Source organism: Pseudomonas sp. MWU13-2105, assembly GCF_023242315.1.
Lineage (GTDB): Bacteria > Pseudomonadota > Gammaproteobacteria > Pseudomonadales > Pseudomonadaceae > Aquipseudomonas.
On sequence record NZ_JALLIY010000001.1, the window covers coordinates 162,037 to 175,328 of the forward strand.

General features: G+C 60.7%; 10 protein-coding genes. All 10 read right to left on the reverse strand.

Annotation, left to right across the window (positions count from 1 at the left end; all coding sequences use genetic code 11):
* Positions 1–31: 31 nt before the first annotated feature.
* The 10 genes from M5B96_RS00825 to rseP all read right to left on the reverse strand — a co-directional run bounded on the left by M5B96_RS00825 (position 32) and on the right by rseP (position 13,245).
* The gene (locus M5B96_RS00825) at positions 32–979 is read right to left on the reverse strand and encodes an acetyl-CoA carboxylase carboxyltransferase subunit alpha (RefSeq protein WP_248794622.1); all 948 of its coding nucleotides are present in this window, start codon (positions 977–979) and stop codon (positions 32–34) included.
* A gap of 149 nt (positions 980–1,128) precedes the next feature.
* Positions 1,129–4,650 carry a DNA polymerase III subunit alpha gene (dnaE, locus tag M5B96_RS00830; RefSeq protein ID WP_248794623.1) on the reverse strand — a complete coding sequence of 1,174 codons (3,522 nt, stop codon included), beginning with the start codon at positions 4,648–4,650 and terminating at the stop codon, positions 1,129–1,131.
* A gap of 72 nt (positions 4,651–4,722) precedes the next feature.
* Positions 4,723–5,349: a ribonuclease HII gene (gene rnhB, locus M5B96_RS00835; RefSeq protein ID WP_248794954.1), complete on the reverse strand. Its 627-nt coding sequence runs from the start codon at positions 5,347–5,349 to the stop codon at positions 4,723–4,725.
* Between the two features lie 11 nt (positions 5,350–5,360).
* Positions 5,361–6,491, reverse strand: a complete 1,131-nt coding sequence (gene lpxB, locus M5B96_RS00840; protein WP_248794624.1) for a lipid-A-disaccharide synthase — start codon at positions 6,489–6,491, stop codon at positions 5,361–5,363.
* Between the two features lie 2 nt (positions 6,492–6,493).
* A complete protein-coding gene (lpxA, locus tag M5B96_RS00845; RefSeq protein WP_248794625.1) occupies positions 6,494–7,270 on the reverse strand; it encodes an acyl-ACP--UDP-N-acetylglucosamine O-acyltransferase in 777 nt (258 codons plus the stop codon).
* Positions 7,267–7,707 (reverse strand): 3-hydroxyacyl-ACP dehydratase FabZ, encoded by a 441-nt coding sequence (fabZ, locus tag M5B96_RS00850; RefSeq protein ID WP_040064770.1) that lies wholly within the window; start codon positions 7,705–7,707, stop codon positions 7,267–7,269. The genes lpxA and fabZ overlap by 4 nt, the downstream gene beginning before the upstream one ends.
* A 114-nt stretch (positions 7,708–7,821) precedes the next feature.
* Positions 7,822–8,877, reverse strand: coding sequence for a UDP-3-O-(3-hydroxymyristoyl)glucosamine N-acyltransferase (gene lpxD, locus M5B96_RS00855; protein ID WP_248794626.1), 1,056 nt, complete (start codon positions 8,875–8,877; stop codon positions 7,822–7,824).
* A gap of 3 nt (positions 8,878–8,880) precedes the next feature.
* Complete coding sequence (locus tag M5B96_RS00860) at positions 8,881–9,384, reverse strand: OmpH family outer membrane protein (RefSeq protein WP_248794627.1); 504 nt, start codon at positions 9,382–9,384, stop codon at positions 8,881–8,883.
* A gap of 45 nt (positions 9,385–9,429) precedes the next feature.
* Positions 9,430–11,817, reverse strand: a complete 2,388-nt coding sequence (gene bamA / locus M5B96_RS00865) for an outer membrane protein assembly factor BamA (protein ID WP_248794628.1) — start codon at positions 11,815–11,817, stop codon at positions 9,430–9,432.
* Between the two features lie 75 nt (positions 11,818–11,892).
* Positions 11,893–13,245 (reverse strand): sigma E protease regulator RseP, encoded by a 1,353-nt coding sequence (rseP, locus tag M5B96_RS00870; RefSeq protein ID WP_248794629.1) that lies wholly within the window; start codon positions 13,243–13,245, stop codon positions 11,893–11,895.
* Positions 13,246–13,292: the final 47 nt, after the last annotated feature.

Genomic DNA, 13,292 nt, shown 5'->3' on the forward strand with positions numbered 1-13,292 from the left:
CGCGCTGGCTGACGAACGATAACGCGCGCTATCAGAGACCGTAGCTCATCAGGCGCTCGTAACGACGAGCCAGCAGCGCATCGTTGTCGAACTTCTTCAGCATAGCCAACTGCGCGCTGAGTTCGGCACGAATCGATGCCGCCGCCGTGGCCGGGTCGCGATGCGCACCACCCAGGGGCTCGGCAATCACCTTGTCGACAATTCCCAGGCCCTTGAGGCGCTCGGCGGTGATGCCCATGGCTTCGGCGGCGTCCGGGGCCTTCTCGGCGGTTTTCCAGAGGATCGAGGCACAACCTTCCGGGGAAATCACCGCATAGGTCGAGTACTGCAGCATGTTCAACTGGTCGCACACGCCGATGGCCAAGGCACCGCCGGAACCGCCCTCGCCGATCACGGTGGCGATGATCGGCGTTTTCAGCCGCGCCATCACCCGCAGGTTCCAGGCAATCGCTTCGCTCTGGTTGCGCTCTTCGGCGTCGATGCCCGGGTAGGCACCCGGGGTATCGATGAAGGTCAGGATCGGCATCTTGAAGCGTTCGGCCATTTCCATCAGGCGGCAGGCCTTGCGGTAGCCTTCCGGACGTGGCATGCCGAAGTTGCGACGGACTTTCTCGCGTACTTCGCGGCCTTTCTGGTGCCCGATGACCATCACCGGCTGGTCGTCCAGGCGGGCAATGCCGCCGACAATCGCCGCGTCATCGGAGAAATGCCGATCGCCGTGCAATTCATCGAACTCGGTAAAGATATGATCGATGTAGTCCAGGGTATAAGGACGACGCGGGTGACGCGCCAAACGCGCGATCTGCCAGCTGGTCAGCTTGCCAAAAATATCTTCGGTCAGCGTGTTGCTCTTGTCCTGCAGGCGGGAAATCTCATCGCCGATGTTCAGCGAATTGTCGTTACCGACCAAGCGCAGCTCTTCGATCTTGGCTTGCAGGTCAGCGATCGGCTGTTCGAAATCAAGAAAATTCGGGTTCATAAGCATCCGTCTTGGGTCGAGCACAGTAGTTTTTACACAGCCTGGCCGGCCGATTGATCTGTATCGCGCCCTACCTTACGGGATATGGCGCGCTCAGGTCGAGATTAAAAATAGGGTCAAGGTCGGCGCGCACCGAGTGCGCCACCGTCCTAACGGTATTGGAGGAAGACGTTGTCTCGCCCGAACTGGTCACGCAATGCCTGAATCAGACTGTCCGCCGGATCGATCCGCCAGCTCTCGCCGAACTGCAGCAAGGCCTTGGCGTCGCTGCCGGTGTACTCCAGGGTGATCGGGCAGGCACCGCGGTGCTTGCCGAGCAACTCCCCCAGCCAACGCAGTTGATCGCCCTTGAGCGCGGCACTTTGCAGCTTCAGGCGCAGGCTCTCGGCCAGGTTGGTGCGGGCATCTTCCATGCTCATCACCCGCTTGACCCGCAGGCGCAGGCCGCCGGAGAAGTCGTCGTTACTGACCTCGCCCTCGACCACCACCATGGCGTCGGTCTGCAACAGCGACTGGGCCGACATGAAGGCATCGGCGAACAACGAGGCCTCGATCCGCGCCGAACGGTCGTCGAGGGTAATGAAGCCCATCTTGTCGCCTTTTTTGTTTTTCATCACCCGCAGGTTGATGATCATCCCGGCGACTGTCTGGGTATCCCGGGCCGGCTTCAGGTCGATGATGCGCTGACGGGCGAAGCGGCGGATCTCGCCCTCGTACTCGTCGATCGGGTGACCGGTGAGGTACAGGCCGAGGGTATCCTTCTCACCTTTCAAGCGCTCCTTGAGGGTCAGCTCCTTGGCCTTGCGGTGATTGGCGTAGACATCGGCGTCTTCTTCGACGAACAGCCCGCCAAACAGGTCGGCATGGCCGCTGTCGTGGGTCCGCGCGGTCTGCTCGGCAGCCTTGATCGCCTCTTCCATCGCCGCCAGCAGCACCGCGCGGTTACGGTCGATATTAGCCTGGTAGGCCTTGCTCTCGTCATGGAAATACGGGCCAAGGCGATCCAGCGCGCCGCTGCGGATCAAACCGTCAAGGGTGCGCTTGTTGATCCGCTTGAGGTCGACCCGGGCGCAGAAATCGAACAGGTCCTTGAACGGACCGTCCTGGCGCGCTTCGGTAATCGCTTCCACCGGGCCTTCGCCGACGCCCTTGATCGCACCAAGGCCATAGATGATCCGGCCTTCGTCGTTCACCGTGAACTTGAACTCCGAGGCGTTCACGTCCGGCGCGTCGAGGCGCAGCTTCATGGTCCGCACTTCCTCGATCAAGGTCACGACCTTGTCGGTGTTGTGCATATCCGCGGACAGCACCGCGGCCATGAACGGCGCCGGGTAGTGGGCCTTCAGCCAGGCAGTCTGGTAGGAGACCAGGCCATAGGCGGCGGAGTGGGACTTGTTGAAGCCATAACCGGCGAACTTCTCTACCAGGTCGAAGATGTTCCCCGCCAGATCCGCATCAATATTATTGGTCGCGCAACCTTCGATGAAACCGCCGCGCTGCTTGGCCATTTCCTCGGGCTTTTTCTTACCCATGGCGCGACGCAGCATGTCCGCGCCACCGAGGGTGTAGCCGGCCATGACCTGGGCAATCTGCATCACCTGTTCCTGATACAGGATGATGCCGTAGGTCGGCGCCAGCACCGGTTTGAGGCCTTCGTACTGGTAATCGGAGTGCGGGTATGCCAGCTCGGCGCGGCCGTGCTTGCGGTTGATGAAGTCGTCGACCATGCCGGACTGCAGCGGCCCCGGACGGAACAGGGCGACCAGGGCGATCAGGTCCTCCAGGCAGTCGGGCTTGAGCTTCTTGATCAGCTCTTTCATGCCGCGCGACTCCAACTGGAACACCGCGGTGGTCTCGGCCTTCTGCAGCAGGCTGTAGGTCGGCTTGTCGTCCAGCGGGATAAAGGCGATGTCCAGTGGCGGTTCGTTGACCTTGGCGCGGTCACGGTTGATGGTCTTCAGCGCCCAGTCAATGATCGTCAGGGTCCGCAGGCCGAGGAAGTCGAACTTCACCAGGCCGGCCGCCTCCACGTCGTCCTTGTCGAACTGGGTGACCAGGCCGTCGCCCTCTTCATCGCAATAGATCGGCGAGAAGTCGGTCAGCTTGGTCGGCGCGATCACCACGCCACCGGCGTGTTTACCGACGTTACGCACCACCCCTTCAAGCTTGCGCGCCATCTCCCAGATTTCCGCCGCTTCTTCATCGACCTTGATGAAGTCACGGAGGATCTCTTCCTGCTCGTAGGCCTTTTCCAGGGTCATGCCGACTTCAAAGGGAATCATCTTCGACAGACGATCCGCCAGGCCATAGGACTTGCCCTGGACCCGCGCGACGTCACGCACCACCGCCTTGGCGGCCATGGAACCGAAGGTGATGATCTGGCTCACCGCGTTGCGGCCGTACTTCTCGGCCACGTAGTCGATCACCCGGTCGCGGCCGTCCATGCAGAAGTCGACGTCGAAGTCGGGCATGGAAACCCGTTCCGGGTTGAGGAAACGTTCGAACAGCAGGTCGTATTCCAGCGGGTCGAGGTCAGTGATCTTCTGTACGTAGGCCACCAGGGAACCGGCACCCGAGCCCCGGCCTGGTCCCACGGGCACGCCATTGCTCTTGGCCCACTGGATAAAGTCCATCACGATCAGGAAGTAACCGGGGAAGCCCATCTGGATAATGATATCCAGTTCGAAATTCAGCCGGTCGACATAGACCTGGCGCTTGGCTTCATAGTCTTCGGTGGTATCCCGGGGCAGCAGTACCGCCAGGCGCTCTTCGAGGCCGTCGAAGGACACCTTGCGGAAATACTCGTCGATGGTCATGCCATCGGGGATCGGGAAATTGGGCAGGAAATGCTTGCCCAGCTTCACTTCGATATTGCAGCGCTTGGCAATCTCGACGCTGTTTTCCAGGGCATCGGGCAGGTCGCTGAACAGCTCAGCCATCTCCTCGGCGCTTTTGAGGTATTGCTGGTCGCTGTAGTTCTTCGAGCGCCGCGGATCGTCGAGGGCCCGACCTTCACCGATACAGACGCGGGTTTCGTGGGCCTCGAAATCTTCCTGCTTGATGAAGCGCACATCATTAGTCGCCACCAGCGGCGCGCCGAGCTTGTCGGCCAGGGCCACGGCACCGTGCAACTGCTCTTCGTCATTGGGGCGGTTGGTGCGCTGGACTTCCAGGTAGAAACGGTCGGGGAACACCGCCATCCATTCACGGGCCAGGGCTTCGGCTTCGGCGGCGTTGTCGCCGAGCAGGGCCATGCCGATCTCGCCCTCCTTGGCCGCCGAGAGCATGATCACGCCTTCGCTGGCCTCGGCCACCCACTCGCGCTCGATGATCACCATGCCGTTGCGCTGGCCATCGATATAGCCACGGGAAATCAGTTCGGTGATGTTGCGGTAGCCGACGGCGTTCATTGCCAGCAGGCTGATGCGGCTCAGCGGGGCATCGGGATCCTTGTTCGACAGCCACAGGTCGGCGCCGCAGATCGGCTTGATCCCGGCGCCCATGGCGGCCTTGTAGAACTTGACCAGGGAACACATGTTGCTCTGGTCGGTCACCGCCACGGCGGGCATGTTCAGGCCGTTCAGGGCCTTGACCAGCGGCTTGATCCGAACCAGGCCGTCGACCAGGGAGTACTCAGTGTGCAGGCGTAGATGAACGAATGAAGCCGGCATAGTGATCCTGTCTAATCTGTAGAAACAACAAGGCCCGGATTGTACCGGGCCTTGGCTAAAACATCAGCAGCGTTAAAGTTCGCCGGAGCGCCCGTGACTCTCATAGGCCAAGCGTACCGGTGCGAACGAACGCCGGTGAATCGGGGTCGGCCCCAGCCGCTGCAAGGCTTCGAGGTGCACGGGAGTCGGATAGCCTTTATGCCCGCCGATGCCGTAGCCCGGGTAGATCAATTCGACAGCCGCCATTTCACGATCGCGACTGACCTTGGCCAGGATCGACGCCGCCGCGATCGCCGGCACCTTGCTGTCGCCCTTGACCACCGCTTCGGCCGGCATCGACAGTTTCGGACAGCGGTTGCCGTCGATCATCGCCAGCTTGGGCTGGATATGCAGGCCTTCGACCGCCCGCTGCATCGCCAGCATGGTGGCATGCAAAATGTTCAGCTCGTCGATTTCCTCGACTTCGGCGCGAGCGATACACCAACTCAGGGCCTTTTCGCGGATTTCGTCGTAGAGCTTTTCGCGCCGCGCCTCGGTGAGTTTCTTCGAGTCGTTCAGACCGAGGATCGGGCGCTGGGGATCGAGGATCACCGCCGCGGTCACCACCGCGCCGCAGAGCGGGCCACGCCCGACTTCATCGACACCGGCCACCAGCTCTTCAGCATCGGCCACCAGGGTGAAGTCCAGGCCCATCTGCATTTTCACGTTACTCATACGGTTTTGCCGATCAGTTTCAACACCGCGTCGGCAGCCTGGTTCGAGGCGTCCAGGCGCAAGGTGCGATGAATTTCGTCGAAGCCCCGGGTCTGCTCTTCGCCGCCTTCGATCAGCGGTGACAAGGTCCGCGCCAGGATTTCAGGGGTTGCATCGTCCTGCAGCAACTCGGGCACCAGCAGACGCTGGGCCAGCAGGTTGGGCAGCGAGATGTAGGGGCTTTTTACCAGCCGCTTGAGAATCCAGAAGGTCAGCGGCGCCAGGCGATAGGCGACCACCATCGGACGCTTGTACAACAAGGCTTCCAGCGTCGCCGTACCGGAGGCGATCAACACCGCGTCGCAGGCAGCCAGGGCCTTGTGGGACTGGCCGTCGAGCAGGGTCAACGGCAGGTCGCGCCCCACCAGCAAGGCCTCGATCTGGCTACGCCGCTGCGGACTGGCGCAAGGCATGATAAAACGAACAGCCGGGTGCATCTCGCGCAGGCGTTGCGCGGCATCGAGAAACAAGCCGCCCAGGCGCCCGACTTCGCCACCGCGACTGCCCGGCATCAGCGCCACCAAGGGGCCGTCCGGTAAACCGAGTTCAGCCCGCGCTTCGGCACGATCGGCCTGCAAGGGGATAGCGTCGGCCAGGGAATGCCCGACAAACCGCACCGGCACGCCCTTCTCTTCATAGAACCGCGCTTCGAACGGGAACAGCGTCAGCATCAGGTCGCAACCTTCGCGGATCTTCAACACCCGCTTCTGCCGCCAGGCCCAGACCGACGGACTGACGTAATGCACAGTCTTGATCCCGGCACGGCGCAGCTTCAGTTCGATATTCAGGGTGAAGTCCGGCGCATCGATGCCAATGAACACATCGGGCCGTTCGGCAATCAGCGTCTGGACCAGCAGCTTGCGGCGCTTGAGCAGCTCAGGCAGACGCCCGAGCACCTCCACCAGGCCCATCACCGACAGCCGCTCCATGGGGAAATAGGAAACCAGGCCTTCGGCCTGCATCAGCGGACCACCGACCCCGATGAACTCGACTTCGGGATGCCGAGCCTTGAGCGCCCGCATCAGACCTGAGCCGAGAATGTCGCCGGAGGCTTCCCCGGCGACCAGCGCAATTCGCAAAGTCGCCATGATCAGCGGGTAATGCCGCGGGTCGAGGACTGGATCGACTCGAGGAACACCGCCACTTCCGGGTACTGCGCGGCGGGTTCGGCCAACTCGGCAATGGCTTGTTCCACCGTCAGGCCCTGGCGGTAAACCACCTTGTAGGCCCGGCGCAGGGCATGGATCACTTCCTCGCTGAAGCCGCGACGGCGCATGCCTTCGAAGTTCATGCTGCGAGCTTCGGCGGGGTTGCCGAAAACCGTGACGTAGGCGGGAACATCCTTGCCGATGGCGGTGCCCATGCCGGAAAAGCTGTGGGCACCGATATGGCAGAACTGATGGACCAGGGTGAAGCCCGACAGGATGGCCCAATCACCCATGTGCACATGCCCGGCCAACGCGGTGTTGTTGACCAGGATGCAGTGGTTGCCGATCACGCTGTCGTGACCGATATGCGCGTAGGCCATGATCAGGTTATGGTCGCCCAGGGTAGTTTCCGAGCGATCCTGCACCGTGCCACGGTGGATGGTCACCCCTTCGCGGATGATGTTGTGGTCACCCATGACCAGGCGCGTCTCTTCGCCTTTGTACTTGAGATCGGGCGTGTCTTCGCCTACCGAGGAAAACTGGTAGATGCGGTTGTGTTTGCCGATCCGGGTCGGGCCCTTGAGAATCACATGCGGCCCGATCACTGTCCCCTCGCCGATTTCCACACCTGCGCCGACGATCGACCAGGGGCCGACTTCAACGCCCTCGGCCAATACGGCCGTCGGATCGATGATTGCACGAGGGTCAATCAAACTCATACTTTCTGTTCCGCACAGATAATCTCGGCCGAGCAGACCGGCTTGCCGTCAACCGAGGCCTGGCATTCGAACTTCCAGATCTTGCGCTTGCAGCTGATGAACTTGGCTTCGAGGATCAACTGGTCACCCGGCAGTACCGGCTGGCGGAAGCGCAGCTTGTCGGAACCGACGAAGTAATACAGGGTGCCGTCGGAAGGCTTCACGTCGAGCATCTTGAAACCGAGGATGCCGGCAGCCTGAGCCATGGCTTCGATGATCAGCACGCCCGGCATGATCGGATGCGCCGGGAAGTGGCCATTGAAGAAAGGCTCGTTGATGCTGACATTCTTGTAGGCACGAATGCGCTGGGCCTCGACATCCAGTTCCACCACCCGGTCCACCAGCAGGAACGGGTAACGGTGAGGCAGGTATTCGCGAATCTCTTTGATGTCCATCATTTCGTGGGGAAGCCTGTAGTAAAGAGTGGGAGCGCGCCACGCGCGGCTCCTCTAGCAAATCAAGAAGGCAGCTGGCGTACAGACTCAGGCGGCTACTTGATATGGAAAATGGTATCAGCCATCTGATGAAGCATTGGCGTCCGGGGTCACGTCGCCTACCCGCTTTTCCAGCTGGCGCAAGCGCCGGGCCATGTCGTCGAGCTGGCGAATACGCGCCGCACTCTTGCGCCATTCGGCGGCCGGCTGCATCGCCGTGCCGGAAGAATAGGCACCCGGCTCGGTAATCGAGTGGGTCACCATGGTCATCCCGGTGAGGAAGACGTTATCGCAGATCTCGATATGCCCCACCAGGCCGACGCCACCGGCGAGCATGCAGTGCTTGCCGATCCTGGTACTGCCGGAAATCCCGCAGCAGGCGGCCATGGCCGTGTGATCGCCGACCTGAACGTTGTGGGCGATCTGAATCTGGTTGTCGAGCTTGACGCCATTACCGATGATCGTGTCGGCCAAGGCTCCGCGATCGATGGCGGTATTGACGCCAATCTCCACGTCATCACCGATGGTCACGCCGCCAATCTGGGCAATTTTCTGCCAGACACCCTTTTCGTTGGCAAAGCCGAAGCCTTCACCACCAAGCACCGCACCGGACTGGATGACCACACGCTTGCCGATGCGCACATCGTGGTAAAGCGTGACCCGAGGCGCCAGCCAGCCGCCTTCGCCGATTTCACAGCGGGCACCGACAAAACACTGGGCGCCGATGGTCACCCCGGCAGCAATCCGCGCGCCGCTCTCGATCACCGCAAAGGCACCGATACTGGCGCTCGGATCGACCTGTGCATCGGCAGCCACCAGCGCGCTCGGGTGAATCCCGGCAGGCGCCTTGGGCTTGGGATCGAACAGGTGCGAAATACGCGCATAGGCGAGGTAAGGGTCGGCCACCACCAGCGCATCGCCGGCATAACCTTCGGCATCGGCTGCCTTGAGCAACACCGCACCGGCCTGGCTGTCAGCCAGGTACTTGCGGTACTGGGGATTTGCCAGAAAGCTCAACTGAGCTGGGCCAGCCTCCTGCAAGGTGGCTAGCCCAGTGATTTGTTTCTCCTCGTTGCCACGTAGGGTGGCGCCGAGGATCTCGGCCAATTGGCCGAGCTTGATGGTCGCTGTCATGGATTACTTCAGCTGGTTCATGCGCTCGATCACCTGGCGGGTGATGTCGTACTGCGGTTTGACATCGATCACGGCACCGCGCTCGAACACCAGGTCAAAGGCACCTTTCTTGATGACTTCTTCCACGGCGCTATCCAGCTTTGGCTTGAGCTGCTTGAGCATTTCACGGTCAGCAACGGCTTTTTGCTCGTTCAGTTCCTTGGACTGGAACTGGAAGTCACGGGCCTTTTGCTTGAATTCCAGCTCCAGACGCTCGCGCTCGCCTTGCTGCATCTTGTCGCCACCTGCCACCAGACGATCCTGGATACCCTTGGCGCTGCTTTCCAGGGCCTTGAGCTTGGTCAGTTGCGGACCGAACTTCTTCTCGGCATCGACGGCGTACTTCTTGGCTGCGTCGGATTCCAGCAGGGCCATCTGATAGTTCAGGACCGCAATTTTCATTTCGGCAAAAGCCGGGGTCGCTACCAGGACAGTGGCCAGCAGAACCAGTTGAGTCAACTTACGCACAATAAACTCCTACAAAATCCGTTGTCGTTATCTAGGGTCAGGCCGTTAGAAGGTCTGACCGAGGGAGAATTGGAAAACCTGGGTTTCAGCGTTATTCGGCTCTTTGATCGGCATTGCCAGAGCGAAACTCAACGGCCCCAGGGCTGTCACCCAGGTCACGCCAACACCCACGGAACTGGCCATGTTGCTGAAGCTGATGTCATTGCACTGAGTCTGCGACAACGTGCCATTGGTGTTCCTGACCTGTTCGCACTTGGAGTCGAACACGTTACCCACGTCCCAGAACAGCGAGGTACGCAGCGAACGCTGGTCTTTCACGAATGGCAGCGGGAACAACAGCTCCGCACCACCTTGAATCAACACGTTACCACCGAACGGCAAGGCGCTTGTGCTGCTATCGGCAACCGTACCGACGTTACCGGTCACATCGACGCCACGACTCGGCGTACCGCGAGGCCCCAGGGTGCTGTCCTTGAAGCCACGTACCGAGTTGAAACCACCGGCGTAGTAGTTCTCATAGAACGGCAGGCCGTTGGTCGAACCGTAGCCGTCGCCATAACCCAATTCGGTGTGGAAACGCATGGTGTAGGTGTCGCTCAACGGCTGGAACACCTGGCCACGATAGTCGAGCTTGAAGAACAACAGGTCGCTGCCTGGGATGGTGCTTTCCAGGGTCAGGCTCTGGGAATGACCACGGGTCGCCAGGACACCTTTGTTCAAGGTCGATTCCGACCAGCCGGCCGAGGCCTTGTAGTTCAGGAAGCTGTCGCCCTGGTTGTTAACGAAGTTGAAGATTTCGTCGACGGTGTACAGGCCGGTCTGGATCTTGTCCTGCTGGGCCGTCAGGCCGAAGGTCAGGCGCGAGGTCTCGTTGATCGGGTAACCGACGCTGACACCGGCACCCAGGCTGTCCACGGCATAGCTGGCAACGCTGACATCGAGCTGGGCGTAGTCAGTGGTGCGGTAGAACACGTTGTAGCCCAGGCTGACACCGTCCGGGGTCCAGTAGGGGTCGACATAACCGAAGTTATAGCGGCTCTGGTACTGGCTGCGGGTCAGGCCGATGCTGACCTTGTTACCGGTACCGAGGAAGTTGTTCTGGGTGATCGAACCACCGAGGATCAGACCGGCACTCTGGGCAAAACCGACGCTGGCGGTAATCGAACCCGAAGCCTGCTCTTCCACGGCGTAGTTCACATCAACCTGGTCATCGACACCCGGAACCGCCGGGGTTTCGACGTTGACTTCTTTAAAGAAGCCCAGGCGCTCAAGACGGGTCTTGGACTGGTCGATCAGGTAGGTGGAAGCCCAACCGCCTTCCATCTGGCGCATTTCACGACGCAGCACTTCGTCCGCGGACTTGGTGTTGCCACGGAAGTTGATACGGTTGACGTAGGCACGCTTGCCGGGGTCGACCACGAAAGTGATGTCGACGGTGTGATCGTCCTCGTGCGGCGTCGGTACGCCGTTGACGTTGGCGAAGGTGTAGCCGTCGTTACCCAGGCGGCGGGTGATCAGTTCCGAGGTGGTGGTCATCAGCTTGCGCGAGAACACCTGGCCCTTCTCTACCAGCAGCAGGGACTTGACCTGGTCCTCAGGCACTTTCAGGTCACCACTGAGCTTCACGTCACGGACCTTGTACTTCTGGCCTTCGGTGACGTTGACAGTGATATAGACGCTTTTCTTGTCCGGGGTGATCGACACCTGGGTCGAGGCGATATCCATGTTGATATAGCCACGGTCCAGGTAGTAGGAACGCAGGCGTTCCAGGTCACCGGAGAGCTTTTCACGGGCGTACTTGTCATCGTTCTTGAAGAACGACAGCCAGTTGGTGGTCTTGAGTTCGAACAGGTCGATCAGGTCCTCGTCCTTGAATACCGAGTTACCCACCACGTTGATGTGCTGGATCGCGGCGACGGTGCCTTCATTGATCTTGATCTTCAAGCCAACGCGGTTACGTGGTTGCGGAACGACTTCGGTCTCGACCTCGGCCGAGTAACGGCCTTGGGCCACATACTGACGCTGGAGTTCGTTACGTACGCCCTCGAGGGTCGCACGCTGGAAGATTTCACCCTCGGCCAGGCCGGACTGCTTCAGGCCCTTCATCAGGTCGTCAGTCGAGATCGCCTTGTTGCCTTCGATATCGATACTGGCCACCGAGGGTCGTTCAACCACCGTGATGACCAGGACGTTACCTTCGCGCCCCAGTTGGATATCCTGGAAGAAACCGGTTTTGAACAGCGCACGAGTGGATTCCACCAGGCGACGGTCATCCGCTTGCTCCCCGACATTCAACGGTAACGCGCCAAACACGCTACCAGCGGATACCCGCTGGAGGCCGTTGACACGAATATCGGAGATAGTGAAGGACTCGGCGTGAACTTCGGCGATCATCAATACGGTGAGAACCGCAGTTAGCAGCAGACGTTTCATGAAGTCCTTTCTTATTCCAACTGGCAATAAACAAACTGCCGCACAATGCGGCAGATTCGCAATTTTCGCGAAGCGTTACAGTCGACCCAGATCGTTGACCAGGGCAAGCAACATGACCCCGACCACCAAACTGATACCGATCTGAATCCCCCAACCTTGCACCCGATCCGACAAGGGACGACCACGCGCCCACTCGATCAGATAAAACAGCAAATGCCCCCCATCCAGTACCGGGATGGGCAACAAATTCAGAACACCCAGGCTGATACTCAGATAAGCCAGGAAATTCAGGAAATCAGCGACGCCCGACTGGGCCGAAGCGCCCGCCACTTTAGCAATGGTTATCGGTCCACTCAAGTTTTTTACCGAGAGCTCGCCGAACAACATTTTCTTCAGCGAGTCCAGGGTCAGGACACTCATGGTCCAAGTGCGTCGAGCCCCCTCGCCGATGGCGGCCAGCGGACCATAACTGACCTCCCTGACCATCTCCGGCGGCCAGTCCACCGCCTTGACCCCCGCCCCCAGATAACCGCTCGCCGCCTTGCCTTCGCCACGGCTGGCCAGGGTCAGCGGGACGTCGATTTGAGCACCATCACGCTCGATGCGCAGCACAATTTTGGTATCAGGACGTACACGGACCCAATCCACCACCTGCTGCCAATCATTCAGCGGCTGGTCGTTCACCGCCAGCAGGCGATCACCGGTCTTGAGGCCGGCAGCCTGGGCCGGGCCCTTCGGATCGAGTTCGGCCAGCACCGGCGCCAACGCCGGGCGCCATGGGCGAATCCCCAGGGACTTGATCGGATCGGGCTCATCGGCGCCCTTCAGCCAGTGGTCCAGCGTCAGTTCGCGTGGCGAGTCACTGCTCGAGCCAGGCTCGCGGACCCGCAACTGCAGGGTGCCACTCTCACCCAGGCGGCGCACCAGTTGAAGATTGACTGCGCCCCAACCGGTGGTCGGTTCGCCGTCGATGGCGACAATTTCCTGACCGCTGTTCAACCCGGCTTTCTGCGCCAGGCTGCCGCTTTCCACGGTACCGATGACCGGACGCACCTGCTGGCTGCCGAGCATCGCCAGGACCCAGAAAAACACGATCGCCAGGAGAAAGTTGGCAATCGGGCCGGCTGCCACGATCGCGATACGCTGGCGCACCGACTTGCGGTTGAAGGCCTGGTCGAGCAGATGTGGCGGAACTTCAGCCTCGCGCTCATCGAGCATTTTCACGTAGCCGCCCAATGGAATGGCGGCGACCACGAACTCGGTGCCCTGGCGATCATGCCAACGCAGCAGCGGCATGCCGAAACCCACGGAAAAACGCAGGACCTTGACGCCGCAACGACGGGCCACCCAGAAGTGCCCGAATTCGTGGAAGGTCACCAGCACACCCAGGGCCACCAGGGTGCCGACTATCATATAGAGCGCGCTCATTTACTTTCTCCGCAATCCCAGGTGCCGACAGCCCCGAAGGCTACGCC